The sequence below is a fragment of the Burkholderia sp. PvR073 genome (genome assembly GCF_054055695.1).
Genome location: NZ_JBSRXO010000003.1, coordinates 269,492 through 290,478 on the forward strand (window position 1 = coordinate 269,492; position 20,987 = coordinate 290,478).

18 protein-coding genes are annotated in these 20,987 nt (G+C 68.0%); 15 read left to right on the forward strand and 3 right to left on the reverse strand.

The window, feature by feature from the left end; genetic code table 11:
* Positions 1–21 precede the first annotated feature (21 nt).
* Positions 22–345 carry a DUF1840 domain-containing protein gene (locus ACVK00_RS12965; protein WP_034176831.1) on the reverse strand — a complete coding sequence of 108 codons (324 nt, stop codon included), beginning with the start codon at positions 343–345 and terminating at the stop codon, positions 22–24.
* A 201-nt stretch (positions 346–546) separates the two neighbouring features.
* Between ACVK00_RS12965 and argS the strand changes: the two genes are divergently transcribed.
* The 6 genes from argS to ACVK00_RS12995 all read left to right on the forward strand — a co-directional run bounded on the left by argS (position 547) and on the right by ACVK00_RS12995 (position 8,694).
* Positions 547–2,328, forward strand: a complete 1,782-nt coding sequence (argS, locus tag ACVK00_RS12970; RefSeq protein WP_228905910.1) for an arginine--tRNA ligase — start codon at positions 547–549, stop codon at positions 2,326–2,328.
* Positions 2,329–2,411: 83 nt separating this feature from the next.
* Positions 2,412–3,311: an SPOR domain-containing protein gene (locus tag ACVK00_RS12975; protein ID WP_175715463.1), complete on the forward strand. Its 900-nt coding sequence runs from the start codon at positions 2,412–2,414 to the stop codon at positions 3,309–3,311.
* 69 nt (positions 3,312–3,380) lie between these two features.
* Positions 3,381–4,022, forward strand: coding sequence for a thiol:disulfide interchange protein DsbA/DsbL (locus ACVK00_RS12980; RefSeq protein ID WP_228905912.1), 642 nt, complete (start codon positions 3,381–3,383; stop codon positions 4,020–4,022).
* 19 nt (positions 4,023–4,041) lie between these two features.
* Positions 4,042–4,815 carry an SDR family oxidoreductase gene (locus tag ACVK00_RS12985; RefSeq protein ID WP_006750886.1) on the forward strand — a complete coding sequence of 258 codons (774 nt, stop codon included), beginning with the start codon at positions 4,042–4,044 and terminating at the stop codon, positions 4,813–4,815.
* Between the two features lie 452 nt (positions 4,816–5,267).
* Positions 5,268–6,863, forward strand: a complete 1,596-nt coding sequence (locus tag ACVK00_RS12990; protein ID WP_284894306.1) for an ABC transporter substrate-binding protein — start codon at positions 5,268–5,270, stop codon at positions 6,861–6,863.
* Between the two features lie 190 nt (positions 6,864–7,053).
* The gene (locus ACVK00_RS12995) at positions 7,054–8,694 is read left to right on the forward strand and encodes an ABC-F family ATP-binding cassette domain-containing protein (protein WP_284894305.1); all 1,641 of its coding nucleotides are present in this window, start codon (positions 7,054–7,056) and stop codon (positions 8,692–8,694) included.
* A gap of 99 nt (positions 8,695–8,793) precedes the next feature.
* On the opposite strand, the gene ACVK00_RS13000 is transcribed toward ACVK00_RS12995, so the two are convergent.
* Together ACVK00_RS13000 and ACVK00_RS13005 are read right to left on the reverse strand one after the other, a co-directional pair.
* The gene (locus tag ACVK00_RS13000) at positions 8,794–8,922 is read right to left on the reverse strand and encodes a hypothetical protein (RefSeq protein WP_354122872.1); all 129 of its coding nucleotides are present in this window, start codon (positions 8,920–8,922) and stop codon (positions 8,794–8,796) included.
* 118 nt (positions 8,923–9,040) lie between these two features.
* Positions 9,041–10,117 carry an MBL fold metallo-hydrolase gene (locus ACVK00_RS13005; RefSeq protein ID WP_228905918.1) on the reverse strand — a complete coding sequence of 359 codons (1,077 nt, stop codon included), beginning with the start codon at positions 10,115–10,117 and terminating at the stop codon, positions 9,041–9,043.
* 351 nt (positions 10,118–10,468) lie between these two features.
* Between ACVK00_RS13005 and aceK the strand changes: the two genes are divergently transcribed.
* From aceK to bioB, 9 genes are all read left to right on the forward strand, one after another.
* Positions 10,469–12,289: a bifunctional isocitrate dehydrogenase kinase/phosphatase gene (gene aceK, locus ACVK00_RS13010; RefSeq protein ID WP_284894304.1), complete on the forward strand. Its 1,821-nt coding sequence runs from the start codon at positions 10,469–10,471 to the stop codon at positions 12,287–12,289.
* Between the two features lie 68 nt (positions 12,290–12,357).
* Positions 12,358–13,128, forward strand: a complete 771-nt coding sequence (gene can / locus ACVK00_RS13015; protein ID WP_166726251.1) for a carbonate dehydratase — start codon at positions 12,358–12,360, stop codon at positions 13,126–13,128.
* A 134-nt stretch (positions 13,129–13,262) separates the two neighbouring features.
* A complete protein-coding gene (locus ACVK00_RS13020; protein ID WP_284894303.1) occupies positions 13,263–13,940 on the forward strand; it encodes an SDR family oxidoreductase in 678 nt (225 codons plus the stop codon).
* 39 nt (positions 13,941–13,979) lie between these two features.
* Complete coding sequence (locus ACVK00_RS13025) at positions 13,980–14,417, forward strand: YchJ family protein (protein WP_284894302.1); 438 nt, start codon at positions 13,980–13,982, stop codon at positions 14,415–14,417.
* Positions 14,418–14,525: 108 nt separating this feature from the next.
* Positions 14,526–15,782: a dienelactone hydrolase family protein gene (locus tag ACVK00_RS13030; protein ID WP_228905926.1), complete on the forward strand. Its 1,257-nt coding sequence runs from the start codon at positions 14,526–14,528 to the stop codon at positions 15,780–15,782.
* Between the two features lie 724 nt (positions 15,783–16,506).
* A complete protein-coding gene (bioA, locus tag ACVK00_RS13035) occupies positions 16,507–17,853 on the forward strand; it encodes an adenosylmethionine--8-amino-7-oxononanoate transaminase (protein WP_228905928.1) in 1,347 nt (448 codons plus the stop codon).
* On the forward strand, positions 17,850–19,187 hold the full coding sequence (bioF, locus tag ACVK00_RS13040; RefSeq protein ID WP_284894301.1) for an 8-amino-7-oxononanoate synthase: 1,338 nt from the start codon (positions 17,850–17,852) through the stop codon (positions 19,185–19,187). The genes bioA and bioF overlap by 4 nt, the downstream gene beginning before the upstream one ends.
* Positions 19,184–19,903: a dethiobiotin synthase gene (bioD, locus tag ACVK00_RS13045; protein ID WP_284894300.1), complete on the forward strand. Its 720-nt coding sequence runs from the start codon at positions 19,184–19,186 to the stop codon at positions 19,901–19,903. The genes bioF and bioD overlap by 4 nt, the downstream gene beginning before the upstream one ends.
* Before the next feature lie 55 nt (positions 19,904–19,958).
* Positions 19,959–20,978 (forward strand): biotin synthase BioB, encoded by a 1,020-nt coding sequence (gene bioB / locus ACVK00_RS13050; protein WP_006750874.1) that lies wholly within the window; start codon positions 19,959–19,961, stop codon positions 20,976–20,978.
* Positions 20,979–20,987: the final 9 nt, after the last annotated feature.

Here is a 20,987-nt window from a genome sequence, read left to right on the forward strand (position 1 = left end):
CGATCGGGCGGGCAAGGAAGCTCAGAAGCCCCAGTGCACGTCAGCCTCGCCGGCCTTCGCTTCGCGCAACATCGTGAGGAAGGGTGCGACGCGCTGTGCCAGGCTCGGCGGCACTTCATGGTGTGCGTGGTCGACGTCGTCCTCGTGGAAGTGGCCCGCGTGCTCGGCGCGCTCCTGCTTCGCCTGCGCGACCGCGCCTTCCAGCTTGGCGATTGCGTGGTCCAGTTCGTCGTGCGTAATCACACCGCGCTCGCCCAGCTGCTTGCCGACGAGACCCAGCACATACACGGCGAAATCCTTCAGCACGTCGAGATCCTGTGCCGCCTTGCTCTTGAACGTAATCATGACAATTCCCTTTTCATCTTGTTGTGCCTGCGCGGCGCGGTTGGGGGGACGCCGGCAGACCGGCGTCCGGCCTCGCGAAGCCGGGGCGCCTGAGCGGCATATTAGCACCTGTTAAAATTCTGCGATCCCTGAAACGCGCGCTTAAAAAGCGCGCCGGCCGGCCGGTGTTTCCGGCAGCCACCAACGAAGCCTTCTACCAGCATGCTGCCAGCACACAAACAGACCCTCGAAGCCCTGCTCGCGGATAGCGTCACGCAGGTCGCACACGCGCTGAAAGGCGCCGACGCAGTGTTCGTCACCCCGGCCATCACGCTGGAGCGCCCGAAGGTCGCCGCGCACGGCGACGTCGCGTGCAACGTCGCGATGCAGCTCGCCAAGCCGCTCGGCACGAACCCGCGCCAGCTCGCCGAGAAGATCGTCGCCGCCCTCACGGCCCAGCCGGCCGCGCAAGGGCTCGTCGACGCGGCCGAAATCGCCGGCCCCGGCTTCATCAACCTGCGCCTGACGGCCGCCGCGAAACAGGCGGTGATCGCCGCCGTGTTCGAGCAGGGCCGCGCGTTCGGCACGTCGGAACGCGAAAAGGGCAAGCAGGTGCTGCTCGAATTCGTGTCGGCCAACCCGACCGGCCCGCTGCACGTCGGCCACGGCCGCCAGGCGGCACTCGGCGACGTGCTCGCGAACGTGATCGCGAGCCAGGGCTACGCGGTGCACCGCGAGTTCTACTACAACGATGCCGGCGTGCAGATCGGCAACCTGGCGATTTCGACGCAGGCGCGCGCGCGCGGCCTGAAGCCGGGCGACGCGGGCTGGCCGGAAGCCGCGTACAACGGCGAATACATCGCCGACATCGCACGCGACTACCTGAATCGCGAGACGGTCGCCGCGAAGGATGGCGAGCCGGTCACGGGCGCGGGCGACATCGACGATCTCGACGCGATCCGCAAGTTCGCGGTCGCCTACCTGCGGCACGAGCAGGATATGGATCTGCAGGCGTTCGGCGTGAAGTTCGACCAGTACTACCTCGAGTCGTCGCTGTACAGCGAAGGCCGGGTCGAGAAGACGGTCGACGCGCTGATCAAGGCCGGCATGACCTACGAGCAGGACGGCGCGCTGTGGCTGCGCACGACCGACGAAGGCGACGACAAGGATCGCGTGATGCGCAAGTCGGACGGCACGTACACGTACTTCGTGCCGGACGTCGCGTACCACGTGACGAAATGGGAGCGCGGCTTCACGCAGGTGATCAACATCCAGGGCTCGGACCACCACGGCACGATCGCGCGCGTGCGCGCGGGCCTGCAGGGTCTGCACATCGGCATCCCGAAGGGCTATCCCGACTACGTGCTGCACAAGATGGTCACCGTGATGCGCGACGGCCAGGAAGTGAAGCTGTCGAAGCGCGCGGGCAGCTACGTGACGGTGCGCGACCTGATCGAATGGTCGGGCGGCGCGGCGCCGGGCCAGGAAGCGGCACCCGACCTGATCGACGAGGCGACCATCACGCGCGGCCGCGACGCGGTCCGTTTCTTCCTGATCTCCCGCAAGGCCGACACCGAATTCGTGTTCGACATCGACCTCGCGCTGAAACAGAACGACGAGAATCCGGTCTATTACGTCCAGTACGCGCATGCGCGCATCTGCTCGGTGCTCAACGAACTGAAGTCGCGCTACAACGTCGACGTGGCGCAGCTGCCGGGCGCCGACCTGGCGCAGCTCACGAGCCCGCAAGCCGTGTCGCTGATGCAGAAGCTCGCCGAGTATCCGGACATGCTCACGCACGCGGCGAACGAGCTGGCGCCGCACGCCGTCGCGTTCTACCTGCGCGATCTCGCTGGTGAATTCCACTCGTTCTACAATGCGGAGCGCGTGCTGGTGGACGACGAAGCGCCGCGCAACGCGCGCGCCGCGCTCCTCGCCGCGACCCGGCAGGTGCTCGAGAATGGTCTGGCGGTGCTCGGCGTGTCCGCGCCCGCCAAGATGTAAGCGGCCCGAACGGGGCAGCGAATGGCCGCGGCAGGAGCGCCTGCCTCGGCCTTTTACGATTCTTTTTGCAGGTGACTCAAGCAATGGCACAACCACGCCGAACTTCGAAGCAATCGAAACAAGCCGGAGGGACATTTCTTGGAATCGTGCTGGGCCTGATCGTCGGCCTCGCGATCGCGGTGGTGGTGGCGCTCTACATCACGCGTTCGCCGTCGCCGTTCGTGTCGAAGGTCGCACCGCCGCCGACCGACACCGGCGCGAGCCAGCCGCAGCAGTTCGATCCGAACCGCGCGCTGCAGGGCAAGACGCCCGGCCAGCCGGTGCCGCAGGCCGCGCAGTCCGCGCCGCCCAACACCGCGCCCGGCCAGGCCGCAAACCAGACCCAGGGCGGCCTGCTGCCCGAACCGCAGATCGTCGAGGTGCCGCCGTCGGGCAACGCGAACGGCTCCAGCGGCTCGAGCAACACCACCGCATCGAACAATGCATCGTCGGGCAACGGCGTCGCGGTCGCGCCGAAGCCGGCCGACAACACGCCGCCGCCGAAGAAGACGCAACAGGCGCAGCAACAGCAGCAAGGCGGCGAGGACGATCTCGCGCGCTTCGCCGCGCAGAAGCAGGCGCAGCAGGCGGCCGCGCAGAAACAGCAGCAACAGCAACTGGCCGCGAACACGCCGAAGCCGGCTCCGTCCGCGACGTCGGCCACGTCCGCCGCTGCAGCGAAGCCACCGACCGCGAACGACGCGAACACCGGCTACTTCCTGCAGGTCGGCGCGTACAAGACGGAAGGCGACGCCGAGCAGCAGCGCGCGCGACTGGGCTTCCAGGGCTTCGAGTCGAAGGTGTCGAAGCGCGATGTCAGCGGCGTGACCTATTTCCGCGTGCGCGTCGGCCCGTTCTCGAAATTCGAGGATATGAACTCGGCCCGTCAGCGCCTGTCCGATGCAGGTGTCGACACGGCGGTGATCCGCTTCACGAAGCAGTAAGCGACCGGCCGCGCCCACGCAGAACCCGTTACGTTTCGTAATCCGAGCAACTGATTCGACGCTTACAACATGAAAAAACTACTTAGCACGCTCCTCCTGTCCCTCGGCCTGGCCGCCGCGGGCTTCGCCCAGGCGTCGCCCGCCGCGCCTGTGTCCGGCAAGGACTTCGAGGTGATGAAGTCGCCGCAGCCGGTGTCCGCACCGGCCGGCAAGGTCGAGGTCATCGAGTTCTTCTGGTACGGCTGCCCGCACTGCTACGAATTCGAGCCGACGATCGAGGCCTGGGTGAAGAAGCAAGGCAACAACATCGAATTCAAGCGCGTGCCGGTCGCATTCCGTGACGATTTCCTCCCGCACTCGAAGCTGTTCTACGCGGTGTCCGCGCTCGGCATCTCGGAGAAGGTCACGCCGGCGATCTTCAACGCGATCCACAAGCAGAAGAACTACCTGCTGACGCCGCAGGCGCAGGCCGACTTCCTGGCGACGCAGGGCGTCGACAAGAAGCAGTTCATGGACGCGTACAACTCGTTCAGCGTGCAGGGCCAGGTGAAGCAGTCGGCCGAGCTGCTGAAGAGCTACGCAATCGACGGCGTGCCGACGGTCGTCGTCCAGGGCAAGTACAAGACGGGCCCGGCTTACACGAACAGCATCCCGGGCACCGCTCAAGTGCTCGACTACCTCGTGAAGCAGGTTCAGGACAAGAAGCTCTGATCCCCGCCCGCGCGCCGGCATGACTACTCCGCTGAAGGTCTTCATCACCGGCGCGTCGAGCGGCCTCGGCCTCGCGATGGCCGAGGAATACGCCCGCCAGGGCGCCACGCTCGCCCTCGTCGCGCGCCGCACCGATGCCCTCGATGCGTTCGCGCGGCGCTTCCCCAAGCTGTCCGTCTCCGTCTATAGCGCCGACGTGCGCGACGCCGATGCGCTCGCGACGGCCGCCGCGTCGTTCATCGCCGCGCACGGCTGCCCCGACGTCGTGATCGCGAACGCGGGCATCAGCCAGGGCGCCGTCACGGGCCAGGGCGACCTCGCCACGTTCCGCGACGTGATGGACATCAACTACTACGGGATGGTCGCGACGTTCGAGCCGTTCGTCGGCCCGATGACGGCCGCGCGCCACGGCACGCTGGTCGGCGTCGCGAGCGTCGCCGGCGTGCGCGGCCTGCCGGGCTCCGGCGCGTACAGTGCGTCGAAGTCGGCCGCGATCAAGTATCTCGAGGCGCTGCGCGTCGAGCTGCGCCCGGCCGGCGTCGGCGTCGTGACGATCGCGCCCGGCTATATCCGCACGCCGATGACCGCGCACAACCCGTACCGGATGCCGTTCCTGATGGACGCCGATCGCTTCGCGGCCCGCGCCGCGCAGGCGATCGCGCGGCAGCACGCGTTCCGCGTAATTCCGTGGCAGATGGGCGTCGTCGCGAAGGTGCTGCACGTGTTGCCGCGCTGGCTCTACGACCGCCTGTTCGAGAAGGCGCCGCGCAAGCCGAAGGCCGGCGCGCACTGAGTGCATCGCGCATCCGGCACGCCGTGCGTGCCGGACCGGCGCTGCATCGGCGTCGCGGCCGCGTGTTTTTCTTCGTTCCAGCCGCGCCACTCGCCGCACGGCGCACGCCGCGCACCACTCGCCACTCGCCACTCGCCACTCGCCACTCGCCACTCGCTGCTGCGGCGACTCCCCCCGCCAAGTGCGTCGCGCCCGCTGATCCGCGCCTTCCCACGTTGCCTTCGCAACCGTGCGCCTCCCCCCTCCTTTACCGCCGCCCCAACACGCATTCCGTCGCGAACGCAGCCGTTGTTCGCTCAATTCACCTCGTTCCGACGCCTTTTTTCACGCGCCGCGCGCTTTGCCGGTATGCTATTCGCCAGCCGCGCCGGCCCCGCCCACCACCGGGCCGCGCCTGCATTCCGCATGCATTCCGACATCCGGCAAAAATCACAAGTCACGTGGGAGAACCTATGCACGTCAAGCTGTTCGCCGCGGCTGCGCTCGCCGCCGCCCTCGCCGCTCCCGGCCTCGCCGTCGCCAAGCCGCTCACCGTCTGCTCGGAATCGAGCCCGGACGGCTTCGACGTCGTGCAGTACAACTCGCTCGTCACCACCAACGCATCGGCCGACGTGATCTTCAACACGCTCGTGTCGTACGACGAAGCCGCGAAGAAGGTCGTGCCGGCGCTCGCCGACAAATGGGAAGCCAGCGCCGACGGCCTCACGTACACGTTCCACCTGCGCCCGAACGTCGCGTTCCAGACCACCGACTACTTCAAGCCGGGCCGCCCGCTGAACGCGGACGACGTCGTGTTCACGTTCTCGCGGATGCTCGACGATGCGAACCCGTGGCACAAGGTGGCCGGCGCGAGCGGCTTTCCGCACGCGCAGTCGATGGGCCTCGTGAAGCTGGTGAAGTCGGTCACGAAGGTCGACGACAGCACGGTGAAGTTCGTGCTGAACGAGCCGAACGCGACGTTCGTGCCGATCCTGACGATGGGCTTCGCGTCGATCTACTCGGCCGAATACGCGGACCAGTTGCTGAAGGCCGGCAAGCAGGCCGACCTGAACGCGAAGCCGATCGGCACCGGCCCGTTCGTGCTGAAGAGCTACACGAAGGACGCGCTGATCCGCTACGACGTGAACCCGGCCTACTGGGGCGCGAAGCCGAAAGTCGATCGGCTGATCTACGCGATCACGCCCGACGCGTCCGTGCGCATGCAGAAGGTGAAGGCCGGCGAATGCCAGATCGCGCTGTCGCCGAAGCCGCAGGACGTGCTCGCCGCGAAGGGCGAAAGCGCGCTGAAGGTCGTGCAGACGCCCGCGTTCATGACCGCGTTCGTCGCGCTGAACACGCAGAAGAAGCCGCTCGACAACGAGAAGGTGCGCGAGGCGCTGAACCTCGCGTTCGACCGCTCGACCTACCTGAAGGTCGTGTTCGACAACACGGCGACCGCCGCGAACAACCCGTATCCGCCGAACACGTGGAGCTACGCGAAGGACATCGCGCCGTATGCGTACGATCCCGCGAAGGCGAAGCAGCTGCTCGCGTCGGCCGGTTTCCCGAATGGCTTCTCGACGACGATCTGGACCCGCCCGACGGGCAGCGTGCTGAACCCGAACCCGAAGGCCGGCGCGGAACTGCTGCAGGCCGACCTCGCGAAGATCGGCGTGAAAGCCGAGGTGAAGGTGATCGAATGGGGCGAGCTGATCAAGCAGGCGAAGCTCGGCCAGCATGACATGCTGTTCATGGGCTGGGCCGGCGACAACGGCGATCCGGACAATTACCTGTCGCCGCTGTTCAGCTGCAACGCGGTGAAGTCAGGCATCAACTTCGCGCGCTTCTGCGACGCGCAGCTCGACAAGCTGATCGCCGACGGCAAGTCGACCGCCGACCAGGCCAAGCGCGCGAAGCTGTACGAATCGGCGCAGAAGGTGATCCACGATCAGGCGCTGTGGATTCCGCTCGGCTACCCGACCGCGGCCGCGCTCACGCGCGCGAACGTGAGCGGCTATCACGTCAGCCCGTTCGGCCGCCAGAACTTCACGGCCGTCTCCGTGCAGTAACCGTGCGTGGCGCGCAAGCGACGGCATCCCGGCCCGTCGCTTGCGGCCTGCGCGGCGCGCTTGCTACACTGCGCGCTCATTCCTCATACCGGACGCCAGCCAAAGTGACCAACTAAGCCTTCCCAAAAATGTTTTCGCCGCCGTGCCACGCACGCCGCGCGAAGGGTTTCACGCATTTTCGGAGGTGCTTATGGCTGCTGCCACGCCAACCGGCGCGCTCGTCGCGCTTCATCACGTTTCCTTCCGCTTCGACGACGGCGTCACGCTGTTCGATTCGCTCGACCTTTCCATCGATCGCACGCCGACGGGCATCGTCGGCCGCAACGGCGTCGGCAAGAGCCTGCTCGCGCGACTGATCGCGGGCCGGCGCACGCCCAGCGCGGGCACGATCGACCGGCACACGCCCGTCGTCTACGTCGCGCAGCAGCACGACGACGCGCCGGCCGGCACGCGCACCGTCGCGGAAATCGCCGCGCTCGATGCGCCGCTCGCGGCCCTTGCACGCCTCGCGGACGGCTGTGCGCACGCGCTCGACTTCGACCTGATCGGCGATCGCTGGGACCTGGCTGAACGGCTGCGCGCGGCGCTCGACGCGGCCGGCCTGCATGACGTGCGCGCCGACACGCCGGCGCACGCGCTGAGCGGCGGCCAGTTGGCGCGCGTCGCGCTGATCGGCGCATTGCTGTCGGAGGCCGGGCTGCTGGTGCTCGACGAACCGACCAACCATCTCGATGCAGCGGGCCGCGCGTGGCTGCGCGCGGCGCTCGACGGCTGGCGCGGCGGCGTCGTCATCGTCAGCCATGACCGCGCGCTGCTCGCGCACGTGCAGCGCATCGTCGAACTGACGCCGCACGGCGTGCGCGCGTATGGCGGCAACTACGCGCTGTATCGCGCCCAGCGCGACGCGGAACAGGATGCCGCGCAGGCCGCGCTGGAGCATGCGCACGCGGAGCGCGGACGCGAGAGACGCCGGCTCGAACAGGAACACGACACGATCCAGCGCCACGCGGCCGGCGCGCTGCGCGACGCGAAGACGGCCAACCTGTCGTCGATGGCACGTCAGCGTCGCAAGGGCGCGGCGCGCAACATCATGGGGCAGGTCCGGCGTCATCAGAACGACTTCAAGGCGACGCTCGACGAGCGCGTGCAGGAGGCGGCCGCACGCGTCGAAGCCGACGCGCCGGTGCTCGTGTCGTTGCCGGGCACCGAGGTCAGCGCCCGCCGCCAGCTGTTCACGCTCGAGCGTGCGCAATTGCCGTGGCATGCCGCCGGGCGTGCGGACGCGATCACGTGGTCGGCCAGCGGCCCGGTGCGCATCGCGCTGACGGGCCCGAACGGCTGCGGAAAATCGACGCTGCTGCGCATGCTCGCCGGCGAACTCGCGCCGCGCTCCGGTGCCTGCACGACGCACGTGAGCGCCGCGTATCTCGACCAGCGGCTCGCGCTGCTCGACCCCGAGCGCTCGATCGTCGAGCAGTTGGGACTGCTCGATACGCCGCTCGCCGAAGGTGACCTGCGCAGCCGGCTCGCGCTGCTGCAGCTCGATGCCGCACGCGCGACGCAGCCGGTGCATCGCCTGAGCGGCGGAGAACGGCTGAAGGCCGCGCTCGCGTGCGCGTTGTGGCGCGGCACACCGGCGCAGTTGCTGCTGCTCGACGAGCCGACCAATCACCTCGATCTCGAATCGGTGCGCGCGATCGAAGCCGCGCTGGCCGGCTTCCCCGGCGCGATCGTGGTCGCGTCGCACGACGCCGCGTTTCTTGCGGCGCTCGAACCGACGCACACGATGCAATGGCAGCGCGACGGGTGGCGTTACGAACCCGTCGCGTGATTAGCGATCACGATCGCTCGCCGTTGCGCGTGACGTCCTGATTGGAATCGGCGAGCCGCTGCCTGAAACGCCGCTTCGATTCGCGCACGCCAGCGTCGGTCAGCGCGGCGGATTGCGCTTTGCCGACCGGCTCGGATCGTCGATCAATCCGGGCGCGAGCACGGTGTCGTCGACGGCGCGCGGATCGATAGTCATTTCCATGCGCCCCGCTCCCGTCGGGCGGGTCATGCGTCGAGCTTCGCAGGCCCACGCGTGATCCGGTTTGCGTGGCATGGATCGCGGGGCGCATGGCGCTTGAAACGCAAACGACGGCGACGTTGCGTCGCGCATCGAGCGACCGGGGCAATCAGGCCCGCGTGTAGCGAATCACGCCGTCGTCGCCCTGCTCGCGCACGAGCTCGCCCGCGAGCCACAGCAGGTTCAGGTGGGCGAGCGCCTCGCCGAGCGCGAACGTCATCTGGTGGATGTCGAGCTCGCGGCGGCGGAACATGATCGGCACGATGTCGGCGGCGCTGGCCGGCTGTTCCGCGCACGCGACGCGCACTTCGTCGAGCCGCGCGTCGTGGTGCGCGCGCAGTTGCGCGATGCGCGTGCGCACGCCGCGGAACGGCTTGCCGTGCGACGGCAGCACGAGCGTGTCGGGCGCCATCGTTTCGTAGCGGCCGAGCGATTCCAGATACAGCGCGAGCGGGTTCGCTTCCGGTTCGAGATCAAACACGGACACGTTGGTCGAGATGCGCGGCAGCACCATGTCGCCGGAGATCAGCACGCCGTCCGCTTCGCTGTGCAGCGCGCAATGTTCAGGCGAATGGCCGTAGCCGGTGACGACGCGCCACGTGCGCGCGCCGATCTTCACCGCGTCGCCTTCGCGCAGGCGCCTGTAGCGCGGCGGCACGGCCGGCACGAGATCCGAGTAGTAGCTGCGGCGGCTGCGCAGCTTGTCGAGCGCGGCCGGATCGGTCAGGCCGTGGCGCGCGAAGTGATCGGCCGCGGCCGCGCCGCCGGCGTTCGAGCCGTTGCCGGCCGCCATCAGGCAGCCGAACATGTATTCGCCGAGCGTCATCCACAGCCGCACGTTCCAGCGGCCTTGGTCACCGCCTTCGCACAGCCAGTTCGCGAGGCCGAAGTGATCGGGATGGCAGTGCGTGACGAGCACGCGCAGCACCGGCAGCCCGTCGAGATGCCGATCGAAGATCTGCTCCCAGTGCGTCCGGATCGCATCCGACGAGATCCCGCAGTCAACGATCGTCCAGCCGGCCTGCCCGTCGATCTCGTCGCGCAGCAGCCAGAGATTGATGTGATCGAGCGAAAACGGCAGCGGCATGCGCAGCCAGCGCACGCCGGGCGCGACCTCGAACGTGTCGCCCGCGGCGGGCAGCGTGTCGGCGAAGGGATAGTCGAGTTGGTGTTCCAGTGCGTTCATCGGTCGGGTGTCTCGTCGTTGTCGTTGCAAATGCAGCTGCAAATGCGGGTACGTATGCGGGGGGAATGCAAGTGCATGAGCGCGCGGGCGGCAGGCCGCGGCGGGCATCGCGTCGATTCTATCGCCGTCGCGTGAAACGCGTGCCCGGCGGGCGTCGGCCGGGCAAAAAAGTTCGTGCCAGAATCCGTTCCGTACCCGTATCTTTACGCGAAGATGCACCGAACAGCATGCAACGGCGAACAACCCGCGCATTGACGGCGCTTGGCGCCGGACCCCGAAACTCATTGAAATGCCGACTTGGGCGCTAAAATGGCGAGTGCTTACAGTCCCTCTCGAACGAGCCTGCACGCAATGAATCACTTCCCCAAGCTGCTGTCGTCGCAGATCGGTTTCGACGTCGCGCAGACGATGCTCGAAAACTTCGACCGTCACTACCGGATCTTCCGGGAAGCCGCAGTCGAGGCGAAGACGCTATACGAGCGCGCCGACTGGCACGGGCTGCAGCGGCTGGCGCGCGAGCGGATCACGTCGTACGACGATCGCGTGCAGGAATGCGTCGAGGTGCTGCAGGACGAATACGACGCGGAGAACATCGACGACGAGGTCTGGCAGCAGATCAAGCTGCACTACATCGGCCTGCTCACGTCGCACCGCCAGCCCGAGTGCGCGGAAACGTTCTTCAATTCGGTGTGCTGCAAGATCCTGCACCGCTCGTATTTCAGCAACGATTTCATCTTCGTGCGGCCCGCGATCTCGACCGAATACCTCGAGAACGACGAGCCGGCCGCGAAGCCGACCTATCGCGCGTACTACCCGGGCACCGACGGGCTCGCGGCCACGCTCGAGCGCATCGTCACGAACTTCCAGCTCGAGCCGCCGTTCGAGGATCTCGCGCGCGACATCGGCTGCATGATGCAGGCGATCACCGACGAATTCGGCGAGTTCGACGCCGCGCCGAATTTCCAGATCCACGTGCTGTCGTCGCTGTTCTTCCGCAACAAGAGCGCGTACATCGTCGGCCGCATCATCAACGCCGATCGCGTGCTGCCGTTCGCGGTGCCGATCCGCCACGTGCGCCCGGGCCTGCTCGCCCTCGACACCGTGCTGCTGCGCCGCGACCTGCTGCAGATCATCTTCAGCTTCTCGCACTCGTATTTCCTCGTCGACATGGGCGTGCCGTCCGCGTACGTGGATTTTCTCTGCACGATCATGCCGGGCAAGCCGAAGGCCGAGATCTACACGTCGGTGGGCCTGCAGAAGCAGGGCAAGAACCTGTTCTACCGCGACCTGCTGCACCATCTGTCGCATTCGAGCGACCGCTTCATCATCGCGCCCGGGATCAAGGGCCTCGTGATGCTCGTGTTCACGCTGCCGTCGTTCCCGTACGTGTTCAAGATCATCAAGGATCACTTCCCGCCGCCGAAGGAAACGACGCGCGAGCAGATCATGGAGAAGTACCAGCTCGTGAAGCGCCACGACCGTCTCGGACGGATGGCCGACACGCTCGAGTATTCGAGCGTCGCGCTGCCGATCTCGCGGCTCGACCATGCGCTCGTGCGCGAGCTGGAGAAGGAGGTGCCGTCGCTGCTCGAATACGAGGACGGCAACCTCGTGATCAAGCACCTGTACATCGAGCGCCGGATGATCCCGCTCAACCTGTACCTGCAGAACGGCACCGACGCCGAGATCGAGCACGGCGTGAAGGAGTACGGCAACGCGGTGAAGGAGTTGATGAAGGCCAACATCTTCCCCGGCGACATGCTCTACAAGAACTTCGGCGTCACGCGCCATGGCCGCGTCGTGTTCTACGACTACGACGAGATCGAGTACCTGACCGACTGCAACGTGCGGCGCGTGCCGCCGCCGCGCAACGAGGAAGACGAACTGTCCGGCGAACCGTGGTATACCGTGGGCCCGCACGACATCTTTCCGGAAACCTACGGACCGTTCCTGCTCGGCGACCCGCGCGTGCGGGCCGTCTTCATGAAGCATCACGCGGACTTTTTCGAAGCCTCGCTGTGGCAGGCCAGCAAGGACAAGCTGCTGCAGGGCGAGTTGCCCGATTTTTTCCCGTACGACGCGTCGCTGCGTTTCAGCGTGCGCTACCCCGATCGCTTCGACGCGACGCCTGACGCCGACGACGGCGCGGACGACGCGCAGCGCGCTGCGTGACGCACGACCGAATCCAATCGAATCGAACCCGTTATCGACCCGCTTTCCGCCAACGGAATCCACACCCGATGAATACCCAAGACAATCCGCTTTCACATCTGTTCGACAACAATGACGCCTGGGTCAAGCGCCAGCTGGCCGACGATCCCGATTTCTTCTCGCGTCTCGCCGACCAGCAGGCGCCGGAATATCTGTGGATCGGCTGCTCGGATTCGCGCGTGCCGGCGAACCAGATCATCGGCCTGCCGCCGGGCGAAGTTTTTGTGCACCGCAACATCGCGAACGTCGTCGTGCACAGCGACCTGAACTGCCTGTCGGTGATCCAGTTCGCGGTCGACATCCTGCGCGTGAAGCACATCATGGTCGTCGGCCACTACGGCTGCTCGGGCGTGAACGCGGCCCTGCACAACCGCCGCGTCGGCCTCGCCGACAACTGGCTGCACCACGTGCAGGACGTGCGCGAACGCCACGCAGCGCTGCTCGACGAATGGCCGGTCGGCGAGGCGCGCTATCGCCGCCTGATCGAGCTGAACGCGATCGAGCAGGTCGTCAACGTGTGCCGCACGACGATCGTCAACGACGCGTGGGCGCGCGGCCAGTCGCTCACCGTGCACGGGCTCGTGTACGGCGTGCACGACGGGCGGATGCGCAACCTCGGGATGGCCGTGTCGAACTTCGACGCGCTCGACGAAACCTACAAGCGCTGCGTCGCGGCGCTCACCGCGCGCGGCCAGCACGCGCCCGACAATGACATGGTCGCGGCGGACGCCGCACGGCTCGACGACGTCGCGCAGGCGGTCGCCGCTACGCTCAAGCCGTCGTGCGGCGACGCGAAGTAACCGGCGCCGGCGCGGCGCGCACGCGCCGCGCGTCCTCCGGCTGAAGATGCACACGAGCCTGGTCGCGACGGGTCTCGAACTGATCTGACACCGACACTGCCGCGACGGCGGTGCAACGCAAAGGAGCGGCGAACATGAAAACCGTACTGATCGTCGGCGCATCGCGCGGCCTCGGGCGCGAATTCGTCCGGCAATACCGCCGCGACGGCTGGAACGTGATCGCGACCGCACGCGACGACGCATCGCTCGCCGCGCTGCGCGAACTCGGCGCGCAAGCCTATGCGCTCGACATCGCGCAACCCGAACAGATCGCGGCGCTCGGCTGGAAGCTCGACGGCGAACGGCTCGACGCGGCCGTGCTCGTGTCGGGCGTGTACGGGCCCCGCACCGAGGGCGTCGAGACGATCGGCGCCGAGGATTTCGACGCGGTGATGCATACGAACGTGCGCGGGCCGATGCAGCTGCTGCCGATCCTGCTGCCGCTCGTCGAGGACGCGCGTGGCGTGCTGGCCGTCGTCTCGAGCCGGATGGGCAGCATCGCGGAAGCGACCGGCACGACCGGCTGGCTGTACCGCGCGAGCAAGGCCGCGCTGAACGACGTGCTGCGCATCGCGTCGCTGCAGACGCGCCACGCCGCGTGCATCTCGCTCCATCCCGGCTGGGTGCGCACCGACATGGGCGGCGCGCAGGCCGCGATCGATCCGGAAACCAGCGTGACCGGCATGCGCCGCGTGATCGCAGAAGCCGGTGCGGACATGTCGCAGGCCAACGGCCGCTTCTTCCAGTACGACGGCGTCGAGCTCAGCTGGTGAGCCGGCATGACAACCCGGCGTCGTTAATTCACGATTCGCATGATTTTGACCCGACCTGACGCGTGCCCGTGCGGCGGCGCGTCCCCCACTCCTGCCGGCAAAGCCCCGGCCCCGCGCTATGCGGCGTGTTGCGGCCGCTTCATCGACGGCGGCGAAGCCGCGCCCACCGCGCTCGAGTTGATGCGTTCGCGGTACAGCGCGTACGTGCTCGGCGCGACCGACTACCTGCGCGCGACCTGGGACGCGCGCACCTGCCCGGCCGATCTCGATGCCGACCCGAATGCGCCCGACGCGCCGCGCTGGCTCGGCCTCGCGGTCAAACGCCATGCGCCGCTCGACGAACGGCACGCGGAGGTCGAATTCGTGGCCCGCTACAAGGTCGGCGGGCGCGCGTACCGGATCCACGAGACCAGTCGCTTCACCCGCGACGAGCACGGTTTCTGGCGTTATGTCGACGGCGAAGTAAGTGAACGCTGACAAATAGTTGCCGTGTCAGACGCCGGGTAATTCCCGCATTGCACAACCTGAATTTGTCGGGCTACGATGGCCCTTCGGATTGGTCATGTTGCATGGCAGGGCTTACGAATGGCGTTCAGCAAAGTATTGGTGGGATGGATGGCGGCCTGTGCGCTGTCGGCCGCTCAGGCCGGTGCGCTGCCGAACGCAAATGCCGGCGCGGCCGCGGCCGGCGGCTCGCTCGCCCATGCCGAGCGCTTCGATTACGGCGATTCGCGCCTCCCGCAAGTCGCCGCGAACCTCAACGAACAAGTCATCAGCATTCCGGCCGATGCGTCGGGCACCGTGATGCTCGAGGCCACGCTGTTCAAGCCGGACGGCCCCGGCCCCTTCCCGCTCGTCGTCTTCAACCACGGCAAGAACACCGGCGATCTCCATCTGCAGCCGCGCAGCCGGCCGCTCGCGTTCGCCCGTGAATTCGTGCGCCGCGGCTATGCGGTGATCGCGCCGAACCGACAAGGCTTCGCCGGGTCGGGCGGCACGTACCAGCAGGAAGGCTGCAACGTCGGCAAGAACGGCCTCGCGCAGGCCGCCGACGTCGCCGCGACGGTCCGCTACATGTCGCGTCAGTCGTACGTCGATGCGTCGCGCATCGTCGTCGCCGGCACGTCGCATGGCGGCCTCGCTTCGGTCGCGTACGGCACCGAAGCGGCGCCCGGCGTGCGCGGCATCGTCAACTTCTCCGGCGGGCTGCGCCAGGACCTCTGCGACGGCTGGCAGCGCAATCTCGTCGAAGCATTCGACCAGTACGGCGCGCATACGGCCGTGCGCTCGCTGTGGCTGTACGGCGACAACGATTCGGTGTGGACGCCCGCGCTCGTCGCGCAGATGCACGACGCATACGTTTCGCACGGCACGCAGGCGCAATTCATCGATTTCGGCCGCTACAAGGACGACGCGCACCGGCTGATCGTCGACCGCGACGGCGTGCCCGTGTGGTGGCCGGCCGTGCATGCGTTCCTCGCGGACCTGAACCTGCCGACCTCGGTGCGCTATGCGGTCGCGAACCCGCACGAACCGAATGCGACCGGCTACGCGTCGATCGACGCGGTCGAGGCAGTGCCGTTCCTCGACGCGGCCGGCCGCGAAGGCTATCGCCGCTTCCTGAGCCAGCATCCGAGCCGCGCGTTCGCGGTGTCCGCCGAAGGCGCGTGGTCATGGGCCGAAGGCGGCGACGACCCGATGGCACTCGCGCTCGACAACTGCACGAAGCAAGGTGCGGGCGCATGCCGGCTGTATGCGGTCAACGACCGCGTCGTGTGGAACGGCGCGACGCAGACGGCCGACAACGGCGACGCCGATACGCACGCGCTGGCGTCGCGCTGACGCGCGAATCGCGACGGCCGGGATTTGGCGCTTTCGGCATCGTTCCCTTCTCTGCTCTCCCTGTACTGAACGCTCGCGCGGCCCGCAGCGGCGTTCGCATATCGCGACGCCCGCGATCCGGTGCTTTCGGCATCGTCCCCTTCGCTCCTCTCCCTGTACTGAACGCTCGCGTGGCCCGCAGCGGCGTTCGCATATCGCGACGCCGGCGATCCGGTGCTTTCGGCATCGTCCCCTTCTCGCTCCTCTCCCTGTACTGAACGCTCGCACGGCCCGCAGCGGCGTTCGCCTGCCCGTTCGCCGGATCATGTGGGCCGCCGAAGGGCGCGCGCCCACGATACCCGTGAAGCCGTTTCCCGGCGCCTTTCCCGATCCCCTGCGCCCGATTCCTCATCCATTCGCCCGCCACCACATGCATTGCGTCGCACCTCGCGCCCTTTTTCCTTCCCGCCCCGATTTTTGGTCCTCGCGAGCCGGTCCGCCCAACGATTTTTTTCTGTCGGGGGGTCTCACTCGAACGTCGTCATCTGCGCGCATTTCGGGATATCTGGCGCGTACCGTTCCGAGCACCCCGGATCTGCGCCGAACTCCCGCCCGGCAAGGCTTTGCGGCGTTTGTAACCGGTAGTGCAACGCGCGGCGGAACACGCTAATCTCAGCGCGTTTTCCGTCTGTCGCCGCGCGGCATCCGTTCGATGCCCGCCGCCGTTTTACCCCCCGGAGTCGCCTTGAGTACGCCAGCCACTGACGACTGGGTCGCGCGCAGCCTGCGCGCGGTCTGGCATCCCTGCACCCAGATGAAGCACCACGAGCGCCTGCCGCTCATTCCCGTCGCGCGCGGCGCCGGCGTGTGGCTGTACGACCGCGACCGCCGCCGCTACTTCGATGCGATCAGCTCGTGGTGGGTGAATCTGTTCGGCCATGCGAACCCGGACATCAACGCGGCGCTGAAGGACCAGCTCGACACGCTCGAGCACGCGATGCTCGCCGGCTGCACGCACGAGCCGGCGATCGAGCTCGCCGAGCGGCTGCATGTGCTCACCGCGCGCACGCTCGGCCATGCGTTCTTCGCGTCGGACGGCGCGTCGGCGGTCGAGATCGCGCTGAAGATGAGCTTCCACGCGTGGCGCAACCGCGGCCGCGCGGACAAGCGCGAATTCGTGTGCGTCGCGAACAGCTATCACGGCGAGACCATCGGCGCGCTCGGCGTGACCGACGTGGCGCTGTTCAAGGATGCGTACGACCCGCTGATCCGCAACGCGCACGTGGTCGCGTCGCCCGACGCACGCGGCGCGCAGCCGGGCGAAACGGCCGCCGACGTTGCGGGCCGCGCGCTCGACGACGTGCGGCGCCTGTTCGCCGAACGCGCGGACCGGATCGCCGCGCTGATCGTCGAGCCGCTCGTGCAATGCGCGGCCGGCATGGCGATGCATGATCCGTCGTACGTGCGCGGGCTGCGCGCGCTGTGCGACGAGTTCGGCGTGCACCTGATCGCCGACGAGATCGCGGTCGGCTGCGGCCGCACCGGCACCTTCTTCGCGTGCGAACAGGCCGGCGTCTGGCCCGATTTCCTGTGCCTGTCGAAAGGCATCAGCGGCGGCTACCTGCCGCTATCGCTCGTGCTCACGCGCGACGACGTGTTCGCGGCCTTCTACGACGACGACACGACGCGCGGCTTCCTGCATTCGCATTCGTACACCGGCAACCCGCTCGCGTGCCGCGCGGCGGTCGCGACGCTCGACCTGTTCGCGCGCGACGACGTGCTCGCCGGCAACGCGCGCAAGTCGGCCGCGATGCGCGCCGCGCTCGCGCCGCTCGACGCGCATCCGCAGGTGCGTCACCTGCGCGAGCGCGGCACGCTGTTCGCATTCGACGTCGCGCTCGACGGCGACGCGGCACGCGGCTTCTCGCGGCGCTTCTTCGAGCGCGCGCTCGAACGCGAACTGCTGCTGCGTCCGATCGGCACGACCGTGTACCTGATGCCGCCGTATGTGATGAGCGACGACGACATCGCGTGGCTCGCGCAACGCACGCGCGACACGCTGGATGCGACGCTCGCGGAGATCATGCAATGACACAAACGGCCCCAGGCTCCCTTCGTCCGCTGCCCCCCGAGGGGGCGGCAGCAACGAACCTGCTCGATACGCTGCAACGCGGCCTCGCCGAGCTCGACGCACAAGGGTTGCGCCGCGTGCGCCGCACCGCCGACACCGCGTGCGACGCGCACATGCGCGTCGACGGCCGCGACATCGTCGGCTTCGCGAGTAACGACTATCTCGGCCTCGCCGCGCATCCGGCGCTCGTCGCCGCGTTCGCCGAAGGCGCGCGGCGCTATGGCTCCGGCAGCGGCGGCTCGCATCTGCTCGGCGGCCATTCGCGTGCGCACGCAACGCTCGAAGAGGAACTCGCGGCCTTCTCGGGCGGCTTCTCCGACGCGCCGCGCGCGCTGTACTTCAGCACCGGCTACATGGCGAACCTCGCCGCGATGACGGCGCTCACCGGCAAGGGCGCGACGATCTTCTCCGATGCGCTTAATCATGCGTCGCTGATCGACGGCATGCGGCTGTCGCGCGCGAACGTACAGGTCTATCCGCATGCGGACACGGCCGCGCTCGCCGCGCTGCTCGACGCGTCCGACGCCGACACGAAACTGATCGTCAGCGACACCGTGTTCAGCATGGATGGCGACATCGCGCCGCTCGCCGAACTCGTCGCGCTGGCCGAACGCCACGGCGCGTGGCTCGTCGTCGACGACGCGCACGGCTTCGGCGTGCTGGGGCCCCAGGGCCGCGGCGCGCTCGCGGCCGCCGCGCTGCGCTCGCCGAACCTGATCTACGTCGGCACGCTCGGCAAGGCAGCCGGCGTCGCGGGCGCGTTCGTGATCGCGCACGAGACCGTGATCGAATGGATGATCCAGCGTGCGCGCAGCTACATCTTCACGACGGCCGCGCCACCGGCCGTCGCGCATGCGGTATCGGCGAGCCTGAAGGTAATCGCCGGCGACGAAGGCGACGCGCGACGCGCGCACCTCGCCGCGCTGATCGAGCGCACGCGCGCGCTGCTGCACATGACGCGCTGGCAGCCGGTCGACTCGCACACGGCCGTGCAGCCGCTCGTGATCGGCAGCAACGACGCGACGCTCGCGGCGATGCGCTCGCTCGACGCGCACGGCCTGTGGGTGCCCGCGATCCGGCCGCCGACGGTGCCCGTCGGCACGTCGCGGCTGCGCGTATCACTGTCGGCAGCGCATTCGTTCGACGATCTCGCACGGCTCGAAGCAGCCTTGATCGAAGCCAGCGAGGGGCAGACCCGGCGGGAGGCAGAACAGCCCCCACGCTCACTGCGTTCGCTGCCCCCCGAGGGGGCTGCAGCCTCCCTTGGGGCGGCCCGGCGGGAGACTGCGGCATGACCGCCCCGCTCTCGCTGTTCGTCACCGGCACCGACACCGAAATCGGCAAGACCTTCGTCTCGGCTGCGATGCTGCACGGCTTCGCGCGGCATGGCCTGCGTGCAGCCGCGCTGAAGCCCGTCGCGGCGGGCGCGTATGAACGCGACGGCGTGTGGCGCAACGAGGACGCTGACCAGCTCGACGCAGCCGCGAACGTCGTGCTGCCGCCCGAACTGCGCACGCCGTTCCTGCTGAAGGCACCCGCCGCGCCGCATATCGTCGCGGCACAAGAAGGCGTGACGCTCGACATCGACACGATCGTCGCGTGCCATCGCGAAGCGCTGACGCGCGCGGATATCGTCGTCGTCGAAGGCGCCGGCGGCTTTCGCGTGCCGCTGAACGACACGCAGGACATGGCCGATCTCGCGGTCGCGCTCGGCGTGCCCGTCGTGCTCGTCGTCGGCGTGCGGCTCGGCTGCATCAGCCATGCGCTGCTCACCGCCGACGCGATCGCCGCGCGCGGCCTGCGCATCGCCGGCTGGGTCGCGAACCACGTCGACCCGGCGATGTCGTTCCCCGACGAGAACGTCGCGACGATGCGCGACTGGCTCGCCCGCGAGCACGGCGCGCCGCTGCTCGGCCGCATTCCGCACATGAGCCCGGCCGCCGCCGAATCCGCCACGGCGATGCTCGACATCGCCGCGCTCGTCGAGACGCTGCGCGCCGCGCAGCATTGACCCAACAGAAACAGATCCCCCGATCCCTCATCCCCGTCCAGGACAGGAAAACGATATGACCCAAGCCCAGACCGCCACCGTGCAACCCGACGCGATTCCCGTGGCCGCTCCGGCCTCGCAGCGCTGGCGCGTCGCCGACGTCGTCGCGCTGTTCGAGCTGCCGTTCAACGACCTGATCTTCCGCGCGCAGCAGGTGCATCGCGAACACTTCGACGCGAACGCGGTGCAGCTGTCGACGCTGCTGTCGATCAAGACGGGCGGCTGCGAGGAAGATTGCGGCTACTGCTCGCAATCGTCGCACCACGACACCGGCCTGAAGGCCGAGAAGCTGATGGACGTCGACGCGGTGCTCGACGCCGCGCGCGCGGCGAAGGCGAACGGCGCGAGCCGCTTCTGCATGGGCGCCGCGTGGCGCAACCCGAAGGAGCGCCACATGCCGGCGCTGACCGAGATGGTGCGTGGCGTGAAGGAACTCGGCCTCGAAACCTGCATGACGCTCGGCATGCTGGAAGACGAGCAGGCGCAGGAACTCGCGAACGCGGGCCTCGACTACTACAACCACAACCTCGACACGTCGCCGGAGTTCTACGGCCAGGTGATCTCGACGCGCACCTACCAGGATCGCCTCGACACGCTCGACCGCGTGCGCGATGCGGGCATCAACGTGTGCTGCGGCGGCATCATCGGGATGGGCGAATCGCGCCGCGAACGCGCGGGCCTGATCTCGCAGCTCGCGAACCTGAATCCGTATCCGGATTCGGTCCCGATCAACAACCTCGTCGCGATCGAAGGCACGCCGCTCGAAGGCACCGCACCGCTCGACCCGTTCGAATTCGTGCGCACGATCGCGGTTGCGCGGATCACGATGCCGAAGGCCGTCGTGCGCCTGTCGGCCGGCCGCGAGCAGCTCGACGACGGGCTGCAGGCGATGTGCTTCCTCGCCGGCGCGAACTCGATGTTCTACGGCGACCAGCTGCTGACGACGAGCAACCCGCAGTCGCAGAAGGATCGCGCGCTGTTCGAGCGCCTCGGCATCCGCGCGAGCGACGCGGACGCGATGCAGGCGAACGCGTAAGCGGCACCA

Coding starts and splice junctions, on each gene's coding strand:
- ACVK00_RS12965 (WP_034176831.1), bottom strand. CDS start 345: ATGATTACGTTCAAGAGCAAGGCGGCACAGGATCTCGACGTGCTGAAG.
- argS (WP_228905910.1), top strand. CDS start 547: ATGCTGCCAGCACACAAACAGACCCTCGAAGCCCTGCTCGCGGATAGC.
- ACVK00_RS12975 (WP_175715463.1), top strand. CDS start 2,412: ATGGCACAACCACGCCGAACTTCGAAGCAATCGAAACAAGCCGGAGGG.
- ACVK00_RS12980 (WP_228905912.1), top strand. CDS start 3,381: ATGAAAAAACTACTTAGCACGCTCCTCCTGTCCCTCGGCCTGGCCGCC.
- ACVK00_RS12985 (WP_006750886.1), top strand. CDS start 4,042: ATGACTACTCCGCTGAAGGTCTTCATCACCGGCGCGTCGAGCGGCCTC.
- ACVK00_RS12990 (WP_284894306.1), top strand. CDS start 5,268: ATGCACGTCAAGCTGTTCGCCGCGGCTGCGCTCGCCGCCGCCCTCGCC.
- ACVK00_RS12995 (WP_284894305.1), top strand. CDS start 7,054: ATGGCTGCTGCCACGCCAACCGGCGCGCTCGTCGCGCTTCATCACGTT.
- ACVK00_RS13000 (WP_354122872.1), bottom strand. CDS start 8,922: ATGACCCGCCCGACGGGAGCGGGGCGCATGGAAATGACTATCGATCCG.
- ACVK00_RS13005 (WP_228905918.1), bottom strand. CDS start 10,117: ATGAACGCACTGGAACACCAACTCGACTATCCCTTCGCCGACACGCTG.
- aceK (WP_284894304.1), top strand. CDS start 10,469: ATGAATCACTTCCCCAAGCTGCTGTCGTCGCAGATCGGTTTCGACGTC.
- can (WP_166726251.1), top strand. CDS start 12,358: ATGAATACCCAAGACAATCCGCTTTCACATCTGTTCGACAACAATGAC.
- ACVK00_RS13020 (WP_284894303.1), top strand. CDS start 13,263: ATGAAAACCGTACTGATCGTCGGCGCATCGCGCGGCCTCGGGCGCGAA.
- ACVK00_RS13025 (WP_284894302.1), top strand. CDS start 13,980: ATGATTTTGACCCGACCTGACGCGTGCCCGTGCGGCGGCGCGTCCCCC.
- ACVK00_RS13030 (WP_228905926.1), top strand. CDS start 14,526: ATGGCGTTCAGCAAAGTATTGGTGGGATGGATGGCGGCCTGTGCGCTG.
- bioF (WP_284894301.1), top strand. CDS start 17,850: ATGACACAAACGGCCCCAGGCTCCCTTCGTCCGCTGCCCCCCGAGGGG.
- bioD (WP_284894300.1), top strand. CDS start 19,184: ATGACCGCCCCGCTCTCGCTGTTCGTCACCGGCACCGACACCGAAATC.
- bioB (WP_006750874.1), top strand. CDS start 19,959: ATGACCCAAGCCCAGACCGCCACCGTGCAACCCGACGCGATTCCCGTG.